Here is a 25,586-nt window from a genome sequence, read left to right as displayed (position 1 = left end):
GTGGAGAAACAGCGGGCTATCAGCCACACGTTCTCGGCGCGGTCAGTCTAGAATGCGGTAATGATGCCATTAATCGATGCCGACTACGCTTGGCAGATCATCCGCGATGCGTCTCGTCTACCTGCCGACAAGACGTTGACCCCGACCGAGGGGCTGACCATCACGGCCGATGGCGCCTGGCAGGCCGGGCCGAATTCGGTGAGCGAGGCGGCCGCTGCGCTGTTCGATACGCTGTTGCCGGTCGCTCGTGGTGGGCTGAGCTTTGTGATCGCCCAGCTGGGCCAATCACTGGACGGGCGTATCGCAACCGCCAGCGGGCATTCCTACTACGTGACCGGCGAGGCCAGCCGCGTACACCTGCATCGGCTACGCGCGTTAGTGGATGCCGTGATCATCGGCGTGGGCACGCTCGAGGCCGACGATCCACAGCTGACCGTTCGCCATGCGCCCGGCGTTAATCCGGTACGCGTGGTGCTGGACCCGAACGGGCGCGCCAGCGCTGAGCGGCGTGTGTTTACCGATGACGGGCCGCCCACCTGGCACGTCATCGCTGATGATGTGCCCGCGCTGCCTGGCGTGGCTACGCTGCGCGTGGCCCGTGAGGCCGATGGCCGCCTTGACCCGGCCGCGGTACTGGCAGCACTGGCCGGGCGCAACGTGCATCGCGTGCTGGTTGAAGGGGGCGGCCAGACGATCTCGGGCTTCATCGCAGCCGGGCAGATCGACCGGTTGCATACGGTCGTGGCCCCGATGCTGATCGGCTCAGGCCGGCCGGGGCTGTCGCTACCCGAGATTGAAACGCTGGCCGAGGCGCGCCGACCGGCGTGTCGTGATCACCCGATGGGCGATGATCGGCTCTATGATCTTGATCTACGGCGTACGACGACCGGGTAGGCCCAGCACATCGATATGGCCGACCTCCAGGCCGCTGCGCCCCGCGGTTATATCTGCCGTGCGACGCGCCGCCCACGATTTGAACCGGCGGGCCTCGGCGGGCCGTGCTGTGCAGGCCGCGGCTGCCCAGCCGTCCAGCAGGGCGGCCACGAGTTCGGGCTGGCGTGTGTCGAGATACCAGATGGCCGGCATCGCGGTCACACCGTAGCCACGGGCGGCCAGATGATTAATCAGATGGGCCGGTGCGGCCGTGCCCAGAGCCGCACCGAGCCCCTTGTCGCGGCGCTGATCGACGGCTAGGGCGCTCAGTAGCGCGCGGTCATCCGTATCGGTTCGGCCGGTCAGTCGAATTCGGCCATCCACGCTCAGCGCGAACAACACGGCCGAACGCTGCGCGGCGGCGCTGCGACACAGCGTGTCCAGCCATGCGTCGGAGACGAGATCGAGCAGGGCAGAGGCCGTGATTAGATCGGCGCCGCCAATGGCCGGGCAAAGCTCGCGCGCCAGATCACGGGTTTCGGTCGTTACGTGCGGGCTCACGGCATGGCCGGCATGGCCGGCATGAGCGGCCACGCGGGCCAACAAATCGGCGTCGTGATCAATCAGGCGCCAACGCGTCTCGGTCGGCAGGTAAGCCGAGAGATAGCGCAGATTCGAGCCCGAGCCGGTACCCAGGTCAACGACTTTGGGCGCGGATCGGGCGGCCAGCGCACGGCCGGCCAGCTGGCTCAGGCCGTGGGCACGGCTGGCATGATCGACCGGTTCGCGCAGGGCCAGCCAGGCATTATCGAATATAGAGCCTTCGACCGGCGCGTTCATGGCGCGGCCGGGCTGGACAACCCCAGCGCATCGGCGAATGCCCGGCTGGCCGCGTCCCAGTCGTTGAGGCCGGCCGCGGCCCGTCGGGCGCCGGCGACCATGTCGTTGTAGGTCGCCGGCTCGTCCAGACAGCGCGACAGAGCCGCGGCGAGCGCGCGCGCGTCCCCGGGGGGCGCAGCCAGCCCGGCACTACTAGGCAACGTATCGGCCAGCGCGCCGCCGGTGGTCGTGACCACGGGCAGGCCGTGGCTGATGGCCTCGGTGATCACCATGCCATAGCCCTCGTAGTGCGAGGCCAGCACGAACAGATCGGCGCCCTGATAAGCTTCAGCCAGAGCCTCCGGTGCCAGCGCCCCGCGTAAATGGATACGATCGGTCAGGCCGGCGGCCTCGATCGCCCGGGTGACGGCCGCAGCATGCGCTGGGGCGCGCGTGGCATCACCGATGAGATCACAAACCCAGTCGTGGGCGGCCAATTCGGCCAGAGCCGTTACCAACGTCTCGTGGCCCTTGCGTGGAATTAATGTGGCGATACACAGCAGGCGCTTCGGCGGCGCGCGACGATCTCGTGGTGGCGTGATCGGCTGCGGGATGCCGGGCTCGACCACGCTGATGCGATCAGTAGCCACGTCATAGGCGCTGGACAGGCGACGCGCGGTGAAGGCACTGGTAACGATGACGTGATCGACGCCGGCCAGTGCGGCGTGCTCCGCAGTCTTCAGCTGTGTGACCTGCTGTGCGTCCAGCCCGGCCTCGTCGGCCAAGGGATGATGCACGAGGGCGGTGATGCGACGAGCCCCGCGGTGCGCGGCCACGGTGGCCCCCAGCGTGCCCAGCGCCAGCCCGTCGATCACGACATGGCAATCGGCTGGCAGGCAAGCCAGCGTATCGGCCATGGCGTTCTGGGCGCGGCTATCGGCGAGGGGAAAACGCCCGGCCAGGCCAATGGTTTCGACGGCGTAGCCCGCGTGCCGCAGGCCAGCCGCAATACGTTCGTCATAGATATAGCCGCCGGTGAGCTGCGACGGGTCGCCGGCGACGATGAATACCACCGAGGTCACAGATCGGCCTCGTAACCGGCCCAGGCAATATGCGACTCCGCCAGGCGCACGCCCAGACGCGTCACGCCGTGCGCTCCGGGGCCGAGCTTGTCGGCCGCGATGGCGGCTTTCATGGCATCGAAGACCGCGCGGGCCATGAACTCGGTCGTAGTGTTATGCCCGGCGAACGCCTCGTGCTCATCCAGGTTGGTGAGATTGAACGTTTGCGTGATCTCGCCGAGAGCGGCCGCGGCGGCCCCGATATCCACGACCAGATCGTCGGCGTCCAACTCGGGCCGATAGAACGTCACGTCGACGATATAAGTCGCGCCATGGAGCTTCTGGGCCGGGCCGAAGGTGGGGCTGTTGAAACTGTGCGCGATCATCATGTGATCACGAACGGTCAAATGAAACATCAATCAATCTCCGAATAGGTTACGCGTTGACACAGGCTTCGGTCGCCCGGCTCGGCCAGGCGTGCCATGACGGCCGGCAGATCGTCGAAGACGACATCGCACGCGTTGAACAGGGCATCCAGACGCGGATCGTTACAGAGCGAGACCGCCAGCGCCAGGCGCCGGGCGTGTGTCCAGCGCGCGGCCTGCGACGGCGCTACGGTGCCAACCTGCGTGGCCCGCAGGGTAAGGCGTTTGGCATGAAACGCGCCGCCCAGGGCGATGCCCGGGCGCTTGTCGCCGTACCAGCTCATCTCGGTGATCTGCGCCTCGGTGCCCGCCAAGCCGATCGCGGTGTTCAGCCCGGCCTCGGTCGCACTGGCATGAAAGACCACATCACGCGCCGGAGCCGCCGTGTCGGGTGTGGCGAAATGCACCCCGAGTGCGCGGGCCAGGGGCTGGCGGTCAGAGTTGATGTCTACCAGCTCGACGTGCACGCCCGGAATATCGGCCGCCAGACAAGCCACTAGCGCACCCAGCACACCGGCGCCAACCACCGTCACCCGGTCACCGACCCGCGGCGGTCCATCCCAGAGCGCGTTGATGGCGGTCTCCAGGTTGGCCGCAAGCACCGCGCGCGCGGGCGGCACGTCATCGGGCAGGGCGACGGCGGCGTCAATCGGAATATCAAAACGGCTCTGGTGGCCGAACAGACAGAAGACCAGACGGCCCGGCCAGTCGTGCGGCCCCTTCTCGACGATGCCAACGTTGGCATAGCCGTGACGCACCGGTTCCGGCAGCTGGCCGGCCTGGAACGGGGCCGCCATCCGGGCATACTCGCTTTCAGGAACACGGCCCGAATACACTAGGGTTTCGGTACCCTTGGAGATCGCGGAATACAACGTACGCACGCGCAGATGATCGGCCGGCCGCGGGTCAAGCGGCATCTCGCGGATCATCGCGTGATTCGGCGGGGCGAGCCAGAGCGCACGGGCCGAGGACAAGGACATGCAATAGCGGGCTGGGCAAGGTGTCGCGTTACCTTAAGAGTTCGACGCTCAGAGCACCAGCCGGAAAGTAAATGCAGGATGCAGCTATGGGGATAGCGGTGTATCTTTAGGTTTCGTTGATATGGGGAAGCGTGCAGGAGCGCGCACAAGGGATAGAACGTGAAAGACAAACTGTTCGATCGCCTCGTCAAGCGAGGTACGCTGGTGGTGTCGATCGGCGAGCGTGAGCAGAGCCGTTATGGCTCGGGTGAACCGGTCGCCCATGTCCATTTGAAAGATCGCCGTGTCATAGCGCGGCTGCTTTCTGATCCGGAGATGGCTTTCGGCGAGGCTTACGTCGACGGCGACTGGTGGCCGGGGCGTGGCGGGTTGGCCAAGGTGTTCGAGCTGTATTTCGCCAACGCCGAGCATATCGGTGGCAGTCGCTTGATGTCGCTTGCCAGACGCGCGCTGCGCGGTTTGACCGAGGTCAACGGCAAACTGCGCAGCGCGCGCAACGTGGCGCATCACTACGATATCGACAACGATCTGTTCCAGCGTTTTCTCGATCCGGAAATGCAGTATTCCTGTGCCTACTGGTCACACCGCGACATGACGCTGGACGATGCCCAGCTGGCCAAGCTCGATCACATCGCCCGCAAGCTCACACTCTCGCCGGGTGACAAGGTGCTCGATATCGGCTGTGGCTGGGGCGGCATGGCTCTGTATCTGGCGCGTCATTACGACGTCGAGGTCGTAGGGCTGACATTGTCCGATGACCAGTACGGGCACGCGGTCAAACGCGCCGAAGCTCTCGGGTTGTCGCACCGGGTGACGTTTGCCAAACAGGACTATCGCGATCATCGGGGCGCCTATGATGCGATCGTCTCGGTGGGCATGTTCGAGCACGTCGGCCGGCCGCAGTATCAGACATTCTTCGATCAGGTCTCACGCCTGCTCAAGCCTGACGGGCGCAGCCTGATTCATACCATCGGCCGCAATGGCCCGCCGCCGGCCGACAGCCGCACCTGGATTCAGAAACATATCTTTCCCGGCGGTTATATCCCGTCGTTGTCCGAGATATCGCCGTGCGTGGAGACTTCGGGCCTGGTGCTGGCTGATCTTGAAGTCTGGCGCCGCCACTACGCCGAAACCCTCAAGGCATGGAATACACGTTTCCAGGCCCAGCGCGAGCTGTTCTCCCAGCGCCTGGGTGAGCGCTTCTGTCGTATGTGGGAGTTCTATCTGCTGGGCTGTGAAGCGGTATTCCGCTACGGCGATCTCATCGTCTTTCATGTCCAGGTCAGCCACACGAACGAAGCCGTGCCGGTCACGCGCGATTATCTCTACAAGCAATACGCCACCCACCCGCCTGAGCTGACCTCAATCAGCGCACGAACGCTGGATTCAGTGGGTTAGGTGATGCCGGCGGCCGGCCTATAAAAGACCCCGCCGTGGCCGGATGAACGCTCCGGCCACGAACAGCACCGAGCACAGGATGACGCCGTAGACGTTGATGCCCAGTGTTTCGGCGTAGCGGCCTTCGCCGAGGCCCACGAAGGCCGGAATCGTGGGCAGATGCAGGATATCCTCGAGGGCCAGGAGCACGCCGATGATCACGCCGGGCCAGAGTGCGAGATGAAACGACAGCCGACCGGCTTTCTTGATCCAGCCGAGTAGAAAGATTGGCGCCAGCCCCATGATAGCCGTACCGCTGATCGTGGTCGCGGCGATCACGGCCGGCCCCACGCCGTCGATATAGATCGATAACAGGGGCAGATTGCCCAGCACGGCGATCGCCCACATGGCGCGTCGGCCCCTGGCTTGTTGATACACCGTGGGCGGGCCCTCGGCGTGGGGCCAGTCGCGGGCAGCGAATTTCGCGCTGGAGGTCATCACCGAATCCAGCGTGGATCCGGCACTGGCCAGCATGACCGCATTGAACAGCAGCGTCATGCCCAGGCCAATGGCCAGTGGGACAGCAACGGCCACCGAGGGTTGCGGTGCGATATCGTGCACCAGCGCGTACAGCCCGGCGGTCGAGAACCCAACGATCAGAACACCGCCGAGCAGGGCGGCCAGCACGAAACTGGCGACCATCTTGGCCGGCGCGTTCACGAATGCCCGGTCTGTCATCACCGGATCGTGGAAGCCGTACGACAGGGTCTGAACGAGCGCGAGAACCAGAAACGTCAGACCGCCCGCTTGCATGGCGGGTGTAACCGCGCCGTTGGCTGCGCTGGGAATACCGATCTGCAACACGTCCGGCGCCAGTACGCCCAGCGTGACCACGAGCAGGAATAGCAGCAGCACCATCTGCAGGCCGTCGGTCAGGATCGAGCTGCGGAGCCCCCCCTTGAGGCTGTAATACAGTGTCAGCCCGGTGAGTACGACGGCCGCGATCCAATAACCGCTGCTGCCTTCCACGCCGAAATACAGGGCTGCGATCTTGGTGTTCGACCAGACCTCGTTGATCAGCCGGATCGCAATGACCAGCAAAAACAGGCGAGCCGCTCGGGCCCCGTATTTGGTCTTCAAAAACGCGCTCAGCGATGTAAAGCCGCCACGGGTGCGCATGAAATAGACCGTGATGCCGACGACGATGAAGGCCAGCCAATAGGCCCCGTAGGCCACGCCGCCGATCCAGCCGAAATCCGCGGCCAGATTCATGGCGTTGTTCACGCTCTTGGCCATCACCCAGGAGATCGCCGCCGATGCGCCCAGCAGAATGATGCCGGGCATATCGCCCGCGCGAGAGCGGCCGCCGAAGAAACCGGTCGGCCCGGCGCGGCGCGGCGTGGATAACAGCACGGCGATGCCGTAGCCCGCCAGAATCACCCAGGGCAGGCCCAGCAGGGCGATCGTCGTCCAGCTCACAGACGGCCTCGTTCAGTGATGTGATACCAGCCCGCGTCGTCGGTCTGGCCCAGCTGGGTCAGGATACGGGCCAGGCGTTCGTCGGCGCCGGCGCGTGCTCGCAGCCGGACATCGAGTTTGTAGCGCGATTGCTTGACCAGATCGACCGCGCCGGTCAGCGCGAGCGGGCCCTGGCTGTCGACCAGTGAGGCGCGCAGCGTGTCGTTGTCGGTGCGGCTCAGATCAGCCTGGAACTGGCCCAGATCGATCGGCGGCTGGAGTAGCTCGTAGCGGGTGTTGGTCACATTGACCCGCCCGACGAGCCCCAGCACCTGGCCCTCGTCGTCCAGATCGAGCGTGTCGATCGACAACGCGATACGACCGGCCGCCGGAACAAAGGTATAGCCGGCCATCCGGGCCAGCCAGCCGATCGAGGCATCGCCGTCCAGATCGCGGATATAATTGTTACCGAGCAGGGTGTGTGTGAGCTCGGCTTTTATTCCGGAGAGATCGGTATCGGCTGACACATCGGCCGACAGGCGGGCCAGTAGCAACGACGCGGGACGAATGGCCCAGTCGACGTTGTTGATGCCGCCGTCGGGCAAAGATACATACGCCGCTTTGCCATCAAGTGCCGTGCCGGTTACGCCGTCGAAGCGCAGATCGGTGGCGCCGGCAACCCAGCCGGTGACCAGCGATGCCGGCAGATAGACGATCAGCCCGACAATAAAAAACAGGCCGCCGATCAGTCCATACCGTAGTGGCGCGCCCATCATGCAGCCCCGCGCAGGAGCGTAAGCCGGGCATCGACCTCACCGGCGGTTTCGTTATCCCGCGAGACCGTTGCCTCGCTGACGGTAATGCCGTACTTGGATTGCAGGGTATCCAGCCAGTACATCATCTGGTCGAAACCGGCGTTTTCCAGACTCACGGTGGCCTTGTCCTCGTTCTGTGGCTGAATCTGCGTTACGGCACCGCCCAGCTGATTGGCCCGGCTGGTGGTATCCACGATCGACAACAGCGATTCGTTCTGGCCGGTGGGCTGGCGGGCCGCGCCGGCCGCGCGCAGGGCCTGGGCCTCGTTGCGTACGCCAAGCATCCAGCGTGCTTCGTTGGCCTGGGCGGTGACCTGGGCTCTGGCATCGGCCAATGCGCTATTCAGCGGTGACCAGAGCATGTAATAGAACAGGGCGATGCCAACGACCACGGCGGCGGCCGTGACCATCACGCGCTCGCGCGGCGCCAGGCCCTCATACCATTCTCGAAGCTGGTTCATGATGGCTGCCCCTGGGTGATTGACGCCCGTATCTGCACCCCATCGGCATTGGCATCCGCGCTTTGGACCGACAAACTCAAGCCGGCCCGGTTGGCGAACCCGGCGCGTAGCGTTTCCACGGATTGCACGTTCTTGCCACGGATCGATAGGTCCAACGTGCCGTTTCGGTACTGCATGCCCTGGACGACCAGGCTGTCGTCGCGCCCGGTCACATCAGCCGTGGCCTCGAGCACCGGGAATAGCCCGGCGCTGCCCGAGCCACCGCGCAGGCTGGCGATGCCCTGTTCGGCTTGTACCCGTAGATCGTTGATCGTGCTGACATCCGGAAACGCGTCGCGAAAGGCGGTTTGGGTCTGGGCTTCAAGCGCATCGATCTGCTGGTTGAGCCGCCAGGTCTCGATGCCGTGGGCGGCGATCGTCACGATTAGCCACGCGGCGGCAAGCCCACCGGTAAGAATGAACGGGCGCCAGCGGGATTCCAGTTGATTTTGGCGCGCGAATTCGCCCTGGCGGAGGTTGATTGCGTTCTTGTGCGTGTCGGCGTGGTCGAGCAGAACCCCGATCAGTGCATCGATGCCGGCATGTGAATGAGGTTTGATCTCGGGCGTGGGCTCGAATGCGTCGTCGGCGTCCAGCGCTTGAATCGTATCGCTCGATGTCCCGTGCAGCTCGATGATATCGGGCGTATCGAAGGCACCGGCCAGCACGGGCCAGAGATCGTCGCTACAGGCAAAACCGTGGCCGGGGGCCGTTCGAACCATTATGCGCTCGTCGATCCGTGCCATTTGCCAGGTGTGGGCATCGGGAACGGGCAGGGCGAGACAGTCCGGCAGGATCCGCACGACATCCAGACCGGCGGCGTCGAAGGCATCGCACCAGGCCTGCATCTGGAGTTCATCGACCACGGCGACCGGGGTTTCACCGCCGCTCGTGGCCGTGCCGAGCGCGAAATGCAGTTGCTCGATACGCCCGGCCAGGCGGTCCTCCAAGGCAAAGCGTGCCGCGGCCAGGCGGCGTTTGGCCTGGCGAATCGGCGGTAGCGCCACCTCGGTGAGCAGGATGTCCTCGGCGGGCACCAGTGCGACGATTTCGTCATCGACAAGCGCCTGGCCGGCCTCGGCCAGCGTTGCGCGCATGATGCCCTGCACCGGATCGCGCCAGAGTGTTGTGGTGCCGTCGTAATAGAGTGTCCGCCTCTGGGCCACGCCGTCTCCCCCTTGTCACGCGCCGCTATGCACAAGCTCGGGCGCTGGTTGGCAGTCTAACGCAAGTTGTTGTGGTCTCGTGGTCTGGCTCAATACGCGTCGGTGGCGTGTCGCACGACGTGCACGGCGCCGTTGTCGGCGCGCTCGAGCACGGTATAGAACTGGGTCTGGCTGTCGGCCACGGTGATCCGCCCGGCGACCAGAAAATACCGGGTCTTCACGTCGAGCGAGATACCGGCCAGGGCCTCGCCCTGACCGGCCATCGGCCCGGCCTGGAGAAACTCGGACGCTTCTTCCCAGGGCGAGTCCAGACGTTCTTCGGCCAGTTGCTCGCCGGCGCTGGCCGGCATGTTCTCCGAGAGTGCCTGCAGCACCGGGGCAGGCGCGGTGTTCACGTTGATGGCGGTGGCCTCGGGCAGGGCCGAGATATTGGGTAGCAACGCCCGATAGATCGCCGGCGTCATGTCTCGTACGGCCTCTATTTCGCTCGGGCTGACCATCAGCGTGTTGCCCGTGCGATAGGCCGGCGTCTGGCCGAGATAATAGTTGTCCTCGGCGCCGTAGGGCCGCGTGGGCTCCTGATCGCCGTCGATCCAGTCCTTGGTCGCCTGGGCGATGCTCTGGGCGGTGACCGGATCGGTATCAGCAACGACCGTGATCAGGCGGGCGAAATACGCCATTTCCGCCTCGCTGTCGCCAAGCACCAGATTGTTCAGGTTGAAACGACCCTGTAGATCGATGATCCGACCGCTGATCGAGCCGCCATCGATGGGCAGATAATCGACCGGCTGGGCCCAGTATTCGTCGAGCGAGTCGATCTCGGTGGCCTCGGCCTCTTTTCGCAGCTGGGCACCGAGCCAGTTTTCGATACCGATGCCATACCACCAGTTCTGCTGGGCATTCCAGATATTGCCCGAGCGCTGGAGCGCCAGATTCATGCTGGCGATCATCCCCGTAGTGATGATGGCGGTCAGCGCCATGATGAGCATGGCCGTGAGCAGGGCGACACCGCGTTGACGCGCGAGTGGGGCGGTCACAGCCGGGCCCCCGGAATCATGTAGAGCAGACGCATCTGGCCCCAGCTATGGGTGTCCAGCGTCAACTCGATCGCCTGGGGCGGTGTCTGGGCGCCAAGGCCGTTGTTCGAGCCGTTGGTGTTGTTGTTGATCGTGGGCGCCGCAAAGGCCTGGGCATTGGCATCCGGCGGCCAGCGGTCCTGCCACTGGCCATTGGCGTCGAGAAAACGCCATTCCATCTGTATGACCTCGGACAGCAGCGTCTGGTTGACCGGCTCACTGTCCTGGGCCTGGTCGAGCACGCGAAAATAGCTGCGCACCAGATGGCCGTCGCCGTCCAGATCATAGTGCACGCGCTGCAGGGTTGAACGGCGTGCCCCCAACGGGTTGTTCCAGCCGGCCCGTGTGACGTACAGGCCGATGCCGGCGCTGCCATAGATGGCTGGCTGCATATCGCCAAAACTGTCGCGCACGGGGCGATCAACCGTCTGCTCGATATCCTGCTGGATACGCCAGAGCGCCATTTGCAGCGTTTTCGAGCGCTCCAGGGCCACATCGATGGATTCACGGCTGGAGATCACCGACGACAACCCGCCGTAGGCGATTGCTGCCATGACCGCGAACACCGCGATCGCGATCAGCAGCTCGACCAGCGTGAACCCGCGCTCGGCGTCGGGGGTGTCTCGCCGCCGACTCATGAGGCGCCGCCCTGGTTGATGTCGTTGGCAGTCGTGTCCGTGTTGTTGTCGCCTTCGTTGTTATCGCCGGGCCCGTCAGCGGCCTCGGGGTGCTGGGTCAGAAAACCGCTGATCAGCAACAACGCATCCTCGCTCGGCGTGTCGTCGTCGGGATCGACGGCGAAGACACGCATATCCACGCGCCGGACAGCCGGATCCGGCGAGGTCTGTATATCGGCCTGCCAGTGCCAGGTGCTGCCGGCCATCTGTACATCGTCCTCCTGTGTGCCGACGTTGGGCCAGTCGGTGGCTAATTGAAAGGCGACCAGCTGGTTACGGGCGACCCACTGCGCGATCGTGCGCTCACGGATATAGGTGGCGTAATCGGCGTTCTGGGCCCCGGCCGATACGAAAGCGGTCAGGGCGATCGCCAGCACGGCCAGGGCAATCAGCACTTCGACCAGGGTGAAGCCGCGCTCAGTCGTGTTCATCGGCTGCGCTGCTCCAGGACGATATCGCCGTTCGGCGCGCCGGCGATAACAAACACCTGGTCGATATCGTCAGCCGAGAGTTGAAGCACGAAGGGCAGCAGCTCACCGCTTGCCAGAAACAAGGCGGCGGGAATCGGCACCTCGGCGTCTGCGTCCTGGGCGGCGTCCCGGCGTTCGGCGGCTTCCTTGAGCTGGCCGGGCGTGAGCGGCACCGGCGAGGGTGGCAACGTGAGCGTGCCGGTCTGCATCATGGCCTGGCGATCGTTGGCCGCCCCGTCGGTGGCCAGCCGGTCGATATGCAGATCGTCATCGAGCTTTCTCGGCCGCAGGGCGTTGTCGGGGCTGTCGATGACGGCCCACCCGTCAAGATCGAGTTTGACGAAGCGATATCCGTCGCTGGCGATCTCCAGACCGATGGTATGCCCCGAGAGGATCGCTTCGTCTGCGGCGTCCTGTGACAGGGCCAGCAGGCGCTGGGCCTCGGTGTTGAGCCGGTCCGAGGGCCCGCTCGGATTGACCGAGAGCGTGGCGAAAGCCAGCGTGATGCCCACGATGACCAGCACTACGAGAATCTCGATGAGCGTGAAACCACGCGCGATCGAGACGCTCGGCCGGGCGGATCTCGTTGACGGGCACGCAGCTCGGCTCACGGCAATGATCAGGCGTTATCCAGTTTCCAGTTGCCGATATCGGCATCGGCGCCTTCGCCACCTTCCTGGTTATCACGGCCCAGCGTATAGATATCGATCGGGCCATGCTGGCCGGGGTTGCGATAGTGATACACATTGCCCCACGGATCGGTCGGCACCCGATCCAGATAGCCCCCGGATTTCCAGTTGCGTGGCTCGGGCTGGCTGTTGGGTTTTTCTACCAGAGCGGCCAGGCCCTGCTCGGTGCTGGGGTAGCGATAGTTATCCAGGCGATAGAGCTTCAGGGCCGAATCCACGGCCTTGATGTCCTGGCGCGCCTTGGCCTCGCGGGCAGCGTCCGGTCGGTCGATGATATTGGGCACCACGATCGCAGCCAGGATGCCGAGAATCACGACGACGACCATGATTTCGATCAGGGTGAAGCCCTGTTCGCGCATGCCGGCTGCCGACCGGGCCCGGCCAAGATGGGTGTGTTTCATGACGATCACTCCTGAATGAAGAAGGGAACCACGACCGATCCGATCACTGGACCAGCTGGTTGAGATTGAACACCGGCAACAGGATCGCGAGCACGATCAACAGCACCACGCCGCCCATGCCCAGAATCACCGCCGGGCCGAGCACGCCCATGACGCCTTCGCGCAGCGTTTCGACCTCGCGATCCTGATGGTCCGCCGCGCGTCCCAGCATCATATCCAGCTCACCGGACATTTCACCGTTGGCGATCATGTGCAACGTGATGGCCGGAAACAGGCTTTCCTGGCCCAGCGCCCGGTGAATGGCATCGCCTTCACGCACGCGCGTGGCCGCTCGAGAAATTGCCTCACGCATGGGCACGTTCGTAACCACTTCGGCGCCGATGCCCATGGCATCCAGGGCAGGTACGCCGCTTTTGGTCAGAATAGCCAGTGTTCGGGTAAAACGCGCGGTATTGACGCCGCGCACGAAACGCCCGATCAGGGGCACTTTCAAGACAAAGCTATGGAACCGGCGCTTGAAGGCCGGCTGTCGTAGCCCGTAGATAAAGCCGGTGACGGCCCCGCCGATCAGAATCGCCAGTAACAGCCCCCAATCACGCAGAAAATCGCTCATCGAGATGAGCACCACGGTCAGCGTGGGTAGATCGGCATGCACGCTGTTGAACACATGAACCAGCTTGGGCACCACGGTCGACAACAGGGCGATCACGATGCCGATCGAGACCACGATCAGAAACGCCGGGTAGATCAACGCCGCCAGTATCTTCTGGCGCATGGCCTGTTGTTCCTCGACATAGTCGGCCAGGCCGTTGAGCACTTCATCCAGATGCCCGGTCTGCTCGCCGGCGGCCGCCGTGGCCCGGTACAGCTGATCAAACGAGTTGGGAAAGCCCGCCAGTGCATCAGCGAACGTATTGCCCTCGACCACCTCCGAGCGCACCCCCACGATGATACGACGCACGCGATCGTTTTCGGTCTGCTCGGCAACCGCCTTGAGCGATTCCTCCATCGGCATGCCGGCATGCGCCAGCGTGGCCAGTTGGCGTGTAAACAAGGCCAGCTCCACGACCTTCATTCCGCGCTGGAACGAGAACAGCGGCTTGGCTGCGCCGGGTGTGCGCCGATCCGAGACTTCCTTGACCTCAATCGGCGTCAGGCCCTTGTCGCGCAGCTGGGCGCGGATCGCTCGCGCCGCATCGCCTTCGAGCACGCCTTTCTTCTGGCGCCCCCGGGTATCCAGGGCCGTGTATTCGAATGCCGCCATAAGAGTCTAGTGCCCGTGTCGGGCCGCGCGCGATGCACGGCTCACGCCATACGCGTAGCACAGCCGGCCGCCAGCGCGGCGAACATGGCCGATGCACGGCTGGTCGGTCAGGTGATCGGCCTCAACCTTCACGCGTGACCCGCAGGACTTCTTCCAGCGTGGTGTTGCCCGCCAGCACGTTGGCGCGCCCGTCAGCACGAATACTCGGCGTGGATTTACGTGCCTGAGCTTCGAGGGCATGCTCGGCGGCCTGTTCGTGGATCATGTTGCGCAGTTCGTCATCGATCACGACCAGCTCATAGATACCGGTCCGGCCTTTGAAACCGCTGTGGCCACAGGCCTCGCAGCCGCCGGGGCGGTGCAGGGTGGGCGGGGTTTCCGGATCGGCCTTGAGCAACTCGCATTCGCGCCGATCCGCGGTGTAGGGCGTCTTGCACTCGTGGCAGAGCGTGCGCACGAGCCGCTGCGCCATGATGCCGATGATCGAGGATGACAACAGAAACGGCTCCACGCCCATGTCGCGTAGCCGGGCGATCGCGCCCACCGCGGTGTTGGTATGCAGCGTCGAGAGCACCAGATGACCGGTCAGCGAGGCCTGCACCGCGATTTCAGCGGTCTCCAGGTCACGAATCTCACCGATCATCACCACGTCCGGGTCCTGGCGCAGGATCGCGCGCAGACCACGGGCAAAGCTCATGTCGACCTTGGTGTTGACCTGGGTCTGACCGATGCCGTCGAGGTAATACTCGATGGGGTCCTCGACCGTCATGATGTTACGGGTCCGGTCGTTGATCCGCGTGATGCCGGCATAGAGCGTGGTGGTCTTGCCCGAGCCGGTCGGCCCGGTGACCAGAATGATGCCGTGGGGCTTGTGGACCAGCTCGTCCATGGCATCGAGCGTTTCACGCGGCATGCCCAGATGCGGCAGATCCAGCCGGCCGGCCTGTTTGTCGAGCAGCCGCATGACCACGCGCTCACCGGTGCCGGACGGAATCGTGGATACACGCACATCGACCGGCCGCCCGGCGATACGTACCGAAATACGCCCGTCCTGGGGAATGCGTTTTTCGGCGATATCCAGCTTGGCCATGACCTTGACGCGCGAGATCAGCCGTGGGGCCAGCTGGCGCGGCGGGTTCAACACTTCGCGCAGCACGCCGTCGACACGAAACCGCACTGTCAGGCGTGACTCGAACGGCTCGATATGGATATCCGAGGTGTTTTCCTTGATCGCCTCGGTCAGCAGGGCGTTGATCAGTCGGATGATCGGCGCATCGTCCGAGGATTCCAGCAGATCGGCCGGCTCGGACAGCGCCCGCGCGGCATCCGAGAGATCCATGTCGTCGTCCATGCCCTCGACGATCTGGCTGGATTCGTTGTCGCGGTTTTCATAATCGTTCTGGAGCATCGCTTCGAACGCCGCCGCGGATACGCGCTCAACTTTCAGGCGACGCTTGGTGTGCCGACGCACCTCGAGCAGGGCCGTGGCGTTGACCGGATCACGGGCAATGACGTTGACGCTGGCCTCGTCCCAGTCGCCGAGCATGACGCCGTGGCGGCGCGCGAACGCGAACGACAGCCGTTCCAGGCGGGCCGGCGCCTCAGCCGGCTCGCCGATGGCCGCATCGTTGTCGATGGCGCCGTGCTCGGCGGCCAGCGGCGTCAGGGTCAGCTCTTCGGCGTTGTCACTCATGGCTGATCGCTCCTGGTCATCAGAACGAATCCCCTCGGCGTTTGTCGGTGGCCGGGGTGTTCTCACGCGCTCGGTCATCAGGCAGCCGGGATTGCGGGCGGCCCAGATCGTTGTCACCCGCGTTGTTGAACCGGGCCGAGGCGTTGGTGCCGCCCTTGAAGTCTTCCATCTGAGGAAGCTGCGGGCGTCGTTCCTCGTTGCCCATGAGCGGCAGGCGCTTCTGGGTCTGGTCGAGCTGCAACGAGCGCAGATAGCGATATTTCTCGGCGCTGTAGGCCTTCGATTCGCCGTCGCCGCGCAGAATGGTCGGACGGATGAAATTCAGCAGGTTGCGCTTGTTGCGATTGACCGCGTTGTAACGGAACAACGCGCCCAGCAGCGGGATATCGCCCAGCACCGGCACCTTGTTCCGCGTGACGTTCAGATTGTTGTCGATCAGGCCGCCAAGCACCAGGATCTGGCCGTTCTTCACCTCAACCGCGGTCTGCAGTGTACGGCTGTTCGTGATCAGGCCGGCATCCTGGTTGGATTGCTGGGCGCTGGGCGCGATGCTCGATATCTCTTCGTCGATGGTCAGCTGGATCGTGTCGCCCGCGCTGATCTGCGGGATGAAGGCCAGCTGCAGGCCGACATCTTCACGATCAACCGTCTGGAACGGGTTGACGCTGTTGCCACCGCCACCGCTCACGCCGGTGGTGAAACTACCGGTAACAAAGGGCACGCGCTGGCCGACACGGATCTGGGCCTCTTCGTTGTCGCGGGTGATCAGCGACGGCGTGGAGAGCACGTTCGTATCGACCGTGTTGGACAGGGCGTTGACCAACAGCGCGAAGTTGACTGCGCCGTCGGTGCTGCCGAGTGCCACGTTCAGACCCTGCTGGATCAGGTTCAGCGGCGTGCCGCTGGCCGCAGCCTGGCCCACCGCGGTCAAGGTGTCGGCGTTGAGAATGCTGGCCGCGGCCGGACCGCTGTTCTTCAGCGCCGCGATATTGATGCCCAGGTTCTTGGTCTGCTGGATACCGATCTCGGCAATGATGCCTTCGACCAGTACCTGGCCGCGGCGGATATCAAGCTTTTCGATGATGTGCTTGATCTTGCCCATCTTGTCGGCGGGGGCATGAATGATCAGCGCGTTGGCCCCCGATTCGGCGATGACGGCGACATCGCTATCCTCGCCCCCTGAGATGCCCTGAATATTGCCGCCGCTGTTGCCTGAGCCTCGATTGATGCCGCCGCCGCTGTTGCCAAAGCCGCTGCTGTTACGTCCGCCGCCGCCGAAACCGCCGCCGCCGTTGTTGCCACCAAAGCTGCTGCCGGTGTTGCTCAAGCCGCGATTGCGCGAGTTGCCCGAGGAGTAGCTCTGGCCGGTGGCATAAGCCTGAAGCACCGGCGCCAGCGTTTCTGCATCGGCATAGTTGAGATAGATCACGGCGGTATCGCCGGCATCCTGTGATTTGGTGTCCATGCGCTGGATCACATCGCGCAGCTTGGACCGCTCACGCGAGCTGCCGCTGATCAAGAGGCTGTTGGTTCGATCCAGGGCGACCACGTTGGTCGCGGCGTTTTTGTCACCGCCCCGTAATTTGCCGATCGCCTCGGCGACATCACTGGCGTTGGCGTTAGTCAACTGCACTTGATCGACGCTGGACACGCCGTTGGAATCGATTCGACGCACGATCTGTGTCAGGCGCTCGACGTTGGCCTCCCGGTCGGAGATCACGAGCGAGTTCGAAGCTGAATAGGCCGCCAGATGGCCGTATTGCGGCACCAGCGGGCGCAGAATCGGCACCAGTTGATCGGCCGGGACGTTGTCGACGTGCAGAACCTTGGTCACCACGTTTTCGTTGGTGACAACGCCGGAGCCGCCGAAGCCGCCGTCCTGCTTGGCGTTGATCTGCGGGATGATCTTGGTCACCTCGCCCGAGGGGATCGCCGAGAAACCGTGTACGTCGAGTACCGAAAGAAACGTCTGATACAGCTCGGTCGGCGTCATCGACTGGTTCGACAGCACCGTCACATCGCCCTTGACGCGCGGGTCAACCACGAAGTTACGCCCGGTCACCTCACTCACGGTCGCGATCAGCGTGGTGATGTCTGCTTCTTTGAGATTCAGGGTGAACGTGTCGTTGTCGACGGCTTCGACACCGGCCGGCGTGGTGCCCTGGGCAAGCACGATCGGGGGAGCGACGAACGAAGCCGCCAGCGTGAGCGACAGGCCGATCGCAGCAGGGCGCAAGGGCGCGGTTACATAACGGGATACGGTGCGTGCGCTCATTGGAAGTTCACTTCGACCGTACGAGAGGCACCGTCGTTTTCGACGGTGATTGTGGCGCTGCCGGCCTTGGCAAGATTGCCGAGCATCTTCAACGATGCCGCCGGATTATTGAGCGGTTGCCCGTTGATCGCAGTCACAAGTTCCCCACTTTGTAGCCCTGCCTGTTTGAACAGTGTGTTGTCTTGACCCGGAAAAATACGATAGCCGACGAGACTGCCGTCTTGGCGAGCCGGCCGCAACCGGATGTAACGCTGTGCGTTGGCCGGGTTGGCCATGATCTCGCGGCGAACATCGGACAGCTTGGCCTCAAGCTCTGATGACACACCCTGGGCCTCGGCTGGCTCGGCATCGGCCGTGGCAGCGCCGCGGCTGGATGTCGCGGCGGCCGCAGTCTGTGTGCCGGCGCGCTCGGCCGGGCGCCGTGTGAGCCCGGTCATCGATTGTGCCTTTTTTACACTTTCCAGAGTTAACGTTTCCAGACGCCCGCTGCGATCGAGTATGACGCGATCCGCATAGATCGCCCGGAGTTTCACGCCGGAAACGATCTGCTCGTCGACGCGATAGCCGTCCTGCTTGCCTTTCTGATCCTTGATCAGCGCACGCGAGCGACTGCCATCACGATCGGCGATGATGCCGGTCAGCTCCAGATTGAGCTGGGTTTCTGGGGCGTTGAGCTCTTTCTGCCGCTCGAGCTCGGCGCTTGCCACGGTCTGCTCTCCGAACAGATGCGCGCCAGCGATCGCCGAGACATCGATCCGTTCGGCCGGCTTGGCCCCGGCCGCGCCGCCCGCCTGCGAAGGCGCGATCACCTCGGGTGCGGGCTCGGGCCAGACCAGCCAGAACAGCTGAGCCAGCGCCAGCCCCAGCGCGGCGACCAGCACGATATTGACGAATTCGGGTAGCCGCGACAGCCAACGCTGCGCGTCCGATGAAAGTTCCAAGGCCATACTCCCGAGTCTACAGTTCTAATAAGGCAATGCGATGTATCCAAAAGTCCCAGACGTGCCCGTGCGACCGAGGCTTTTACTCTTGGGCGATAGTCGTGTTTGCCGCCTGAGCCGGGGCGCGTAGACTAGCGCTGAATATCGGCGCCACCTAAACCGATGTATCTGCGTTATTTCGGATTCGAAGACTACCCGTTTGCAGTGACGCCTGACCCGGCGTTTCTGTATCTCAGTGAAAGCCATCGCGAAGCGTTGGCGCATCTGCTGTATGGCGCGGGCGAGCACGGCGGTTTCGTCTCGCTTATCGGCGAGGTCGGTACCGGCAAGACCACCCTCATCCGGGCCGTGGTTGATAGCGAACTGGCGGATCTGGATATCGCACTCTGCTGGAATCCACAACTCGAAGTGCGTGAGTTCGTGGCCAGCATCTGCGATGAGCTCGGCGTAATCAACGGCCGTGACCCGATGGCCAGCCTCAAATCGTTGACTGATCGTCTCAACGCTCACCTGCTCAAGGCACATGCCGCCAACCGGCGCACGGTGCTCATCGTGGATGAGGCACAGAATCTCTCGCGCGACGTGCTCGAGCAGCTGCGGCTGCTGACGAATCTGGAAACACACCGTCATAAGCTGTTGCGCATCATTCTCGTCGGCCAGCCCGAGCTGGGCGATTTGCTGGCCCGCCACGATCTGCGCCAACTATCCCAGCGCATCACCGCGCGTTTTGTTCTCAAGCCGCTGAATACGGCCGAAACCCGCTCCTATGTCCAGCACCGGCTGGCTTGCGCGAACGGGCCACAGCATCTGTTCACGAGCACGGCGACTATTGCACTGCGCACAGTAACCGGTGGCGTGCCGCGCCTGATCAACATGGTCTGCGAACGTGCGCTCATGGGCGCTTATGCCCACAGCCAATCACAGATCGGCGCTGCCACCGTGTTGCGCGCGGCCTATGAATGCCTGCCACCACGCTACCTGCGGCTGTTTCGTGGCGGCTGGCGTCTGGCGCTGCCTACCGGCCTGCTGGCGGCCGGTATCGCGGTCGTTCTGCTGGCGTGGCTGCCGGATATTCCCTTGACCAACGCGGCCGAAAAAACAGTCGATGCACCGCCAGTGACCCAGGGCAACGAGAAAGCCGCCACGGGTACCCCGTCGGATAAAAACGCGCCAGATACATCGGGAGATGACACGCCAGAAAAAATCACGGACGCACAAGACGCTAGTGAGCCAGCGTCTGGCAAGACGACGTCGCAAGCCGCCTCCAGCGACGATGAGAACGCGGATGACAGCCGACCCGAAAAAAACACGAGTGCTGCATCACAGCCGGACAAGGACAGCAAGATCGGCGCGCCCGGCGCGGACGAGCAGGGCGACAAGGAAACACTGCCTGAAGGCAACGCCAAGATGAGCCAGCTGCTTAGGCTGTGGGGCGTGTTCGGCGCCGATGTACAGAGCCAGTGTGAAAAACTACGGATCGGTGATCTGCGATGCCTGGATGATGATCCGAGCCTGGCGATCGTCGCCCGCTACAACCGCCCGGCATTGATCGCCCTGGACATCGATGGCGAACGCCAGACAGTGTTGTTGACGGCTCTAAGTGACGAAAAGGCAACGATCGTCGGCAGCGATGGCACTCGGGACATCACGCGCCAGGCGCTGGAACAGCACTGGGGCGGCCGCGTGCGTATCGTCTGGCGCGCCGATGCCGGCGTGCGCTTGATTCGGCCCGGCTCGGTCGGCAGCGCTGTTGTCTGGTTACGGGATCGCCTGGATCGTATCGACGGCAAGAATCCGGAGTCTCGGGCCGGCAAAGCCTCACCGGTTTACGACGCGGCGCTTGGCCAGCGATTACGCGCCTTTCAGGCCCGACAAGGCCTTGAAGACGATGGCCTCGCCGGCCCGCGAACCCAGATGATGCTCAACGGCGCGGTGGCCTCGCCGGGCACGCCGTCGCTGGGCACGGTCAAGAACGGCTGATCTATGTCGTATCTGGTTGATGCACTAAAAAAAGCAGAGCGCGAACGTCGCGCCGGGGATGCCAGCAGCCTGCATCACGCCGCGGCCATGGATCCCGCTCGGCGACGCGGTGCTGGCTACGGTCGGTGGCTGCTCGCCGGGCTTATCGCTATCAACGTCGCACTTGTGGTTTATATCTGGCGGCCGCAGGCGATCGCGCCGACAGCCCCCGAACCCGCTGCGCCGTCAGTCAAAGCGACAACGCCAGCACCACAGGTCACGAGCAACACGGGTAACGAGACGGGCGCTGAGCCTGGCCCGGCCAAACAAGAACAGAAACCCGACACGCCGGGCACCGGCAGCCCGCCAACGATCACGCGCCAGACCGTAGCCCGGCCGGCGGCGAGTGCTGCGCCCGATGCCGGTGGGCAGGTGAGCTACTCAGATGTGCCGCTGACGGAGGCGTCGAGTACACCGGCCCCTGAGACCACGACGCGGGCCAGAGATGCCCGGGGTGAAACACAGCCCGCGGCGATCAACGGGCCGACCTCACAGGCCGACGAGTCGGCCTTGATGTCACAAAACGAAACGAGCGCGCCCGCGATTACGATCAACGGCCAGCTTTACAGCACGGTGCCCGGGCGCAGTTTCATTCTGGTCGACGGACGGCGCTATCACGAAGGCGAGCGACTTGCCGCCGGGCCGGCGGTAGAGCAGATTGAACCCAGTGGCGCCGTCCTGCGCTATCAAGGCCAGCGTTATCGCGTGGCAGGTCCGGGTTGATATGCGCTCGTCGATATATTGCTTGACTGTGGTTTTGGCGCTGAGCTGCAGTGCCGCGGCCGAGGCTCAATCGCTGCGCTGCAACGGCCAGCTTGTTCGTGACGACGACACCATGGCCGACGTGATCGCGGCCTGTGGAGAGCCGAACTTCAGAGACCGTTGGATCGCCAACTCGGGCCTGGGCTTCGGCTTGCCGATGAGCGAATGGACCTACAACCCCGGCCCTCGGCGACTGATACAGACCGTGGTGTTTCGCGGCGATCGTGTCATACAAGTGGATACCGCCGGGTATGGGTTTAGAGAAAACGCTTTGCCCGCTAGCGGCGACTGTGATCCGGGATTGATCACACCGGGACTGTCCAAATATCAACTGCTACAGGCCTGCGGGCCACCGCTGACACAGGTCGGCTATTTCATTACCGCCAAACGCGTGTATGAGCCCGGTTTCAGCTATCCGCTGACGCGCAATGGCGGCCGCTTCGTGTATCGCGAGCGCTGGACGTATGATTTCGGGGGCAACCGGCTGCGCCGTCTGATCGAGCTCGACAATGCACGCGTCGTTGACGTGATGCTCGGTAATCGCGGCAGCTGAACCACCGTCGCCAAGACAAAAAAAGCCGCGAGCTAACTCGCGGCTTTTTGTCTGACTTGCGCGGGCGGATCGAGCCGTCGACTTGCTGCGTCGCTACTTTCTAAAAGCCTTCTTCGGAAGGCCCGATTGCCGTCGTATAGACGCCAGCGTTCCTTTTTTCACATCATCGCTAAGCTTGTGGCAAGCAACCGTCACGAGGCGCTTCCTGCCGCCTATCATCCCGGCAAACTGACAGTGACTTCCTTTTTGGCGAGTTTGCTCGAAACCATTTTCATTAAGAATTTCAAAAACTTCTCGGAACTGCATTAAGCCAGTGCGGCAGGATATGAAAACTCATGACGCTCTGATTTGTCATTGTCGTCACTATTGTTTTTAAGCAGAAGCCACGCGTATTTCAGTCGCATTCGCAACGGTGCTCGTCGCCTCAGCAACCGCTTTTGGTCAGCCTGGGAGCATTCCTTAACCTCTTCAAGAAACAGCGTGATGGCTTCTCGTAGTTCGCTATTAACTTGATCGAAGGTTTCGCCTTGAACGGCGATATCCAGGTCAAGACAGATGGCTTGCCAATCGCCGGATTGGCCTTCCGCGTAGCATCGAAGCTGCATACAACCCCCATTTATCTACGTAAAGTACCTTGCTTCAATAAGACAGTTCGAACTTACGCAAGTTGCGCCGAAGCCGCAATTGCAAGGTTGTTATAAAGCGGCAAGGCACTAAAAAGGGCTGCAAGCAAAGCTCGCAGCCCTTTGATCTATCTGGCTCCCCGGGACGGGCTCGAACCGCCGACCTAGTGATTAACAGTCACCCGCTCTACCAACTGAGCTACCGGGGAATTGCTTGATTTCGTTGATCACTCAACGAAGGCTGCGCATGTTAGGCCAGCTTCCGGATGAGCGCAACCCTTGATTTTTCAGGACAAACCAACTAAAGGCGCTGGCTTGCGCAACCAGGCGACAGGTGTTCCGCGTACGCTGGTGTGCTCGTGAACGGCTTGTTTTTCGCATCAGCGCGCCAAGGTTATAAGGCATGACGAAAGGATTACAACTCAAGGCTGACTGGGCGCCTGCCGGCGATCAACCGACCGCGATCGCGGGCTTGGTCGAGGGGCTGGATGATGGTCTGGCACATCAGACGCTGCTGGGTGTGACCGGCTCGGGCAAGACGTTCACGATGGCCAACGTGGCGATGAAGGCCGGGCGTCCCATGCTCATCATGGCGCCGAACAAGACGCTGGCCGCCCAGCTTTACGGCGAGATGAAAGAGTTCTTCCCCGACAACGCGGTGGAATATTTCGTCTCTTACTACGATTATTATCAGCCCGAGGCTTATGTGCCGTCGTCGGACACCTTCATCGAGAAGGATTCGTCGATGAACGAGCATATCGAGCAGATGCGCCTGTCGGCGACCAAGGCGCTGATCGAGCGACGTGACACGATCGTGGTCGCCTCGGTATCGGCGATCTATGGCCTGGGTGACCCGAGCGCGTATTTCGCGATGATGCTGCATCTGGATCAGGGCGAGCAGATTGGCCAGCGGGATATCGTCAAACGGCTCACCGAGCTGCAATACACCCGCAACGATATGACGCTGGAGCGTGGCACCTATCGTGTGCGCGGTGAGGTGATCGATGTATTCCCGGCCGAATCCGATGAAGAGGCCGTACGCATCGAGTTGTTCGACGACGAGGTCGAGAAGCTGTCGTACTTCGATCCGTTGACCGGCACATTCAGCCAGAAGGTGCCGCGTCTGACGATCTATCCCAAGACACACTATGTGACGCCGCGTAACCGCATCGTCGACGCGATGGACCATATCAAGGAAGAGATGCGTGAGCGGGTCAAGTATTTCGAGTCTCAGAACAAGCTGATCGAGGCCCAGCGCATCGAGCAGCGCACGCTGTTCGATCTGGAGATGATCAACGAAATCGGTTTCTGCTCGGGTATCGAGAACTATTCACGCTATCTGTCGGGTCGCGAGCCCGGCGCGCCGCCGCCGTGTCTGCTGGATTATCTGCCCGACGATGCCGTGATGGTGCTGGACGAGTCGCACGTCACGGTTCCGCAGATTGGCGGCATGTACAAGGGCGACCGGGCGCGTAAGGAAACGCTGGTGGAGTACGGCTTCCGGCTGCCGTCGGCACTGGATAACCGCCCGCTGAAGTTCGAGGAGTTCGAGAACATTGCGCCGCAGCGGATCTATGTATCCGCTACGCCGGGTAACTACGAGAACGAACATTCCGACAACGTGGTCGAGCAGGTCGTACGCCCGACGGGTCTGGTTGATCCTGAGATCGAGGTGCGGTCTGCGGATACCCAGGTCGATGATCTGTTGTCCGAAATCCAGGGCGTGATTGCCAAAGAGCAACGCGTGCTGGTCACGACGTTGACCAAGCGCATGGCCGAGGATCTGACCGAATACCTGCACGAGGGCGGGGTGGCGGTGCGTTATCTGCACTCGGATATCGACACGGTCGAGCGCAGCGAGATCATCCGTGATCTGCGACTCGGCGAGTTCGACGTGCTGGTTGGTATCAACCTGTTGCGCGAGGGCTTGGATATTCCCGAGGTGGCGCTTGTGGGCATTCTGGACGCCGACAAGGAAGGCTTTTTGCGCGGCGAGCGCTCGCTCATCCAGACCATCGGGCGTGCCGCACGTAACGTCGAGGGTCGGGCGATTCTCTACGCCAACTCGATTACCGGCTCGATGCGCAAGGCCATCGACGAAACCGAGCGGCGTCGCGCCAAGCAGATCGCCCATAACGAAGAGCACGGCATCACGCCGAAGACGATCCAGAAAGCCGTGGCTGATGTCATGCGCCACGGCTATGAGGACTACAGCTCGGTCAAGGAGAAGAAAAAGGTCGCCGAGGTCGGGGCCGACTACGCCAAGATGTCGGCCACCCAGCTCGCCAAGGAAATCGAGAAGCTCGAGAAGCAGATGTTCAAGCACGCCGAGAATCTCGAGTTCGAGGAAGCCGGCAAGGTGCGCGACCAGATCAACAAGATCCGCGAGCACGCCCTGGAGCTGCCGGCCAAGGCCGGGTAGCAAAAAAATCGCCGCCGAGGCTTGCGTTGGCGGCGGCCCGCGGGTATTGTTTCGCACCTCGGAAGGCGCGTAGCTCAGTTGGTTAGAGCGCTACCTTGACATGGTAGAGGTCGGTGGTTCGAATCCACTCGCGCCTACCACCTTTTCGAGATTTGCGGCAGGTGCCGTGGTTCGTGTTTTGCGACACGTTCGGGATTCTCACCACCGACCCGCTGGGTCGGGGTTGTCGGCTTCTGGCGAAGCTGAT

General features: G+C 63.1%; 25 protein-coding genes and 2 tRNA genes. 7 read left to right on the top strand and 20 right to left on the bottom strand.

Annotated elements, in window-relative coordinates; genetic code table 11:
* The first annotated feature begins 63 nt into the window (after positions 1 to 63).
* On the top strand, positions 64 to 894 hold the full coding sequence (locus tag SAJA_RS00870; RefSeq protein WP_123656755.1) for a RibD family protein: 831 nt from the start codon (positions 64 to 66) through the stop codon (positions 892 to 894).
* Here the strand turns inward: SAJA_RS00870 and SAJA_RS00865 are convergent.
* Genes SAJA_RS00865 through SAJA_RS00850 form a run of 4 tightly spaced genes read right to left on the bottom strand, consistent with a single transcriptional unit; the run spans position 871 to position 4,158 of the window.
* Positions 871 to 1,713 (bottom strand): class I SAM-dependent methyltransferase, encoded by an 843-nt coding sequence (locus SAJA_RS00865; RefSeq protein ID WP_123656754.1) that lies wholly within the window; start codon positions 1,711 to 1,713, stop codon positions 871 to 873. The two genes, SAJA_RS00870 and SAJA_RS00865, sit on opposite strands and share 24 nt — an antisense overlap.
* The gene (locus SAJA_RS00860) at positions 1,710 to 2,774 is read right to left on the bottom strand and encodes a glycosyltransferase family 4 protein (protein ID WP_123656753.1); all 1,065 of its coding nucleotides are present in this window, start codon (positions 2,772 to 2,774) and stop codon (positions 1,710 to 1,712) included. The genes SAJA_RS00865 and SAJA_RS00860 overlap by 4 nt, the downstream gene beginning before the upstream one ends.
* On the bottom strand, positions 2,771 to 3,169 hold the full coding sequence (locus SAJA_RS00855) for a 6-pyruvoyl trahydropterin synthase family protein (protein WP_123656752.1): 399 nt from the start codon (positions 3,167 to 3,169) through the stop codon (positions 2,771 to 2,773). Before SAJA_RS00855 ends, SAJA_RS00860 begins: the two co-directional genes overlap by 4 nt.
* Positions 3,169 to 4,158, bottom strand: a complete 990-nt coding sequence (locus SAJA_RS00850; RefSeq protein ID WP_123656751.1) for a zinc-dependent alcohol dehydrogenase — start codon at positions 4,156 to 4,158, stop codon at positions 3,169 to 3,171. The genes SAJA_RS00855 and SAJA_RS00850 overlap by 1 nt, the downstream gene beginning before the upstream one ends.
* A gap of 159 nt (positions 4,159 to 4,317) precedes the next feature.
* Between SAJA_RS00850 and SAJA_RS00845 the strand changes: the two genes are divergently transcribed.
* Complete coding sequence (locus tag SAJA_RS00845; protein ID WP_123656750.1) at positions 4,318 to 5,556, top strand: SAM-dependent methyltransferase; 1,239 nt, start codon at positions 4,318 to 4,320, stop codon at positions 5,554 to 5,556.
* Positions 5,557 to 5,574: 18 nt separating this feature from the next.
* Here the strand turns inward: SAJA_RS00845 and SAJA_RS00840 are convergent, their stop codons facing one another.
* The 13 genes from SAJA_RS00840 to gspC form a co-directional block, all read right to left on the bottom strand.
* Positions 5,575 to 7,014: an SLC5/6 family protein gene (locus SAJA_RS00840; RefSeq protein ID WP_221180064.1), complete on the bottom strand. Its 1,440-nt coding sequence runs from the start codon at positions 7,012 to 7,014 to the stop codon at positions 5,575 to 5,577.
* Complete coding sequence (locus SAJA_RS00835; protein WP_184999685.1) at positions 7,011 to 7,766, bottom strand: type II secretion system protein N; 756 nt, start codon at positions 7,764 to 7,766, stop codon at positions 7,011 to 7,013. The genes SAJA_RS00840 and SAJA_RS00835 overlap by 4 nt, the downstream gene beginning before the upstream one ends.
* The gene (gene gspM / locus SAJA_RS00830; protein ID WP_123656748.1) at positions 7,766 to 8,269 is read right to left on the bottom strand and encodes a type II secretion system protein GspM; all 504 of its coding nucleotides are present in this window, start codon (positions 8,267 to 8,269) and stop codon (positions 7,766 to 7,768) included. The genes SAJA_RS00835 and gspM overlap by 1 nt, the downstream gene beginning before the upstream one ends.
* The gene (gene gspL, locus SAJA_RS00825) at positions 8,266 to 9,474 is read right to left on the bottom strand and encodes a type II secretion system protein GspL (protein WP_123656747.1); all 1,209 of its coding nucleotides are present in this window, start codon (positions 9,472 to 9,474) and stop codon (positions 8,266 to 8,268) included. The genes gspM and gspL overlap by 4 nt, the downstream gene beginning before the upstream one ends.
* A gap of 89 nt (positions 9,475 to 9,563) precedes the next feature.
* Entirely contained in the window at positions 9,564 to 10,511 is a 948-nt protein-coding gene (gene gspK / locus SAJA_RS00820; protein WP_245963189.1) for a type II secretion system minor pseudopilin GspK, read from the bottom strand.
* Complete coding sequence (gspJ, locus tag SAJA_RS00815; protein ID WP_123656746.1) at positions 10,508 to 11,188, bottom strand: type II secretion system minor pseudopilin GspJ; 681 nt, start codon at positions 11,186 to 11,188, stop codon at positions 10,508 to 10,510. Before gspJ ends, gspK begins: the two co-directional genes overlap by 4 nt.
* Complete coding sequence (gspI, locus tag SAJA_RS00810; protein ID WP_123656745.1) at positions 11,185 to 11,658, bottom strand: type II secretion system minor pseudopilin GspI; 474 nt, start codon at positions 11,656 to 11,658, stop codon at positions 11,185 to 11,187. Before gspI ends, gspJ begins: the two co-directional genes overlap by 4 nt.
* Entirely contained in the window at positions 11,655 to 12,308 is a 654-nt protein-coding gene (gspH, locus tag SAJA_RS00805; RefSeq protein ID WP_245963188.1) for a type II secretion system minor pseudopilin GspH, read from the bottom strand. Before gspH ends, gspI begins: the two co-directional genes overlap by 4 nt.
* An 8-nt stretch (positions 12,309 to 12,316) precedes the next feature.
* Entirely contained in the window at positions 12,317 to 12,787 is a 471-nt protein-coding gene (gene gspG, locus SAJA_RS00800; protein WP_221180063.1) for a type II secretion system major pseudopilin GspG, read from the bottom strand.
* A gap of 43 nt (positions 12,788 to 12,830) precedes the next feature.
* On the bottom strand, positions 12,831 to 14,051 hold the full coding sequence (gene gspF / locus SAJA_RS00795; RefSeq protein WP_123656744.1) for a type II secretion system inner membrane protein GspF: 1,221 nt from the start codon (positions 14,049 to 14,051) through the stop codon (positions 12,831 to 12,833).
* Between the two features lie 121 nt (positions 14,052 to 14,172).
* Positions 14,173 to 15,744 carry a type II secretion system ATPase GspE gene (gene gspE / locus SAJA_RS00790; protein WP_123656743.1) on the bottom strand — a complete coding sequence of 524 codons (1,572 nt, stop codon included), beginning with the start codon at positions 15,742 to 15,744 and terminating at the stop codon, positions 14,173 to 14,175.
* 19 nt (positions 15,745 to 15,763) lie between these two features.
* Entirely contained in the window at positions 15,764 to 18,019 is a 2,256-nt protein-coding gene (gene gspD / locus SAJA_RS00785; protein ID WP_123656742.1) for a type II secretion system secretin GspD, read from the bottom strand.
* Positions 18,016 to 18,966: a type II secretion system protein GspC gene (gspC, locus tag SAJA_RS00780; RefSeq protein ID WP_123656741.1), complete on the bottom strand. Its 951-nt coding sequence runs from the start codon at positions 18,964 to 18,966 to the stop codon at positions 18,016 to 18,018. The genes gspD and gspC overlap by 4 nt, the downstream gene beginning before the upstream one ends.
* A 156-nt stretch (positions 18,967 to 19,122) precedes the next feature.
* Here gspC and SAJA_RS00775 point away from each other — a divergent pair, with 156 nt between their 5' ends.
* From SAJA_RS00775 to SAJA_RS00765, 3 genes are read left to right on the top strand one after another with little or no spacing between them, the layout of a single operon-like run.
* Positions 19,123 to 20,940, top strand: coding sequence for an ExeA family protein (locus SAJA_RS00775; RefSeq protein ID WP_123656740.1), 1,818 nt, complete (start codon positions 19,123 to 19,125; stop codon positions 20,938 to 20,940).
* A 3-nt stretch (positions 20,941 to 20,943) separates the two neighbouring features.
* The gene (locus SAJA_RS00770; RefSeq protein WP_123656739.1) at positions 20,944 to 21,702 is read left to right on the top strand and encodes a general secretion pathway protein GspB; all 759 of its coding nucleotides are present in this window, start codon (positions 20,944 to 20,946) and stop codon (positions 21,700 to 21,702) included.
* A gap of 28 nt (positions 21,703 to 21,730) precedes the next feature.
* Complete coding sequence (locus SAJA_RS00765; protein WP_245963197.1) at positions 21,731 to 22,294, top strand: DUF2845 domain-containing protein; 564 nt, start codon at positions 21,731 to 21,733, stop codon at positions 22,292 to 22,294.
* Positions 22,295 to 22,387: 93 nt separating this feature from the next.
* Here SAJA_RS00765 and SAJA_RS15500 read toward each other — a convergent pair whose 3' ends face one another.
* The 3 genes from SAJA_RS15500 to SAJA_RS00750 form a co-directional block, all read right to left on the bottom strand.
* Positions 22,388 to 22,600: a type II toxin-antitoxin system HicA family toxin gene (locus tag SAJA_RS15500; protein WP_123656737.1), complete on the bottom strand. Its 213-nt coding sequence runs from the start codon at positions 22,598 to 22,600 to the stop codon at positions 22,388 to 22,390.
* Positions 22,600 to 22,899, bottom strand: coding sequence for a type II toxin-antitoxin system HicB family antitoxin (locus tag SAJA_RS00755; protein ID WP_123656736.1), 300 nt, complete (start codon positions 22,897 to 22,899; stop codon positions 22,600 to 22,602). Before SAJA_RS00755 ends, SAJA_RS15500 begins: the two co-directional genes overlap by 1 nt.
* 151 nt (positions 22,900 to 23,050) lie before the next feature.
* Positions 23,051 to 23,126 (bottom strand) — tRNA-Asn (locus tag SAJA_RS00750).
* Positions 23,127 to 23,320: 194 nt separating this feature from the next.
* On the opposite strand from SAJA_RS00750, the gene uvrB reads away from it, so the two are divergent.
* Together uvrB and SAJA_RS00740 are read left to right on the top strand one after the other, a co-directional pair.
* Positions 23,321 to 25,339, top strand: coding sequence for an excinuclease ABC subunit UvrB (uvrB, locus tag SAJA_RS00745; RefSeq protein ID WP_123656735.1), 2,019 nt, complete (start codon positions 23,321 to 23,323; stop codon positions 25,337 to 25,339).
* A gap of 63 nt (positions 25,340 to 25,402) precedes the next feature.
* A tRNA-Val gene (locus tag SAJA_RS00740) sits at positions 25,403 to 25,479 on the top strand.
* The last annotated feature ends 107 nt before the right edge of the window (positions 25,480 to 25,586 follow it).

Origin of the sequence: Salinisphaera japonica YTM-1 (genome assembly GCF_003788585.1) — a bacterium.
In the GTDB taxonomy this organism is placed as follows: Bacteria; Pseudomonadota; Gammaproteobacteria; order Nevskiales; family Salinisphaeraceae; genus Salinisphaera; species Salinisphaera japonica.
Note: the sequence above shows the minus strand (reverse complement) of the source record. Positions and strands in the feature narration are given on the sequence as shown.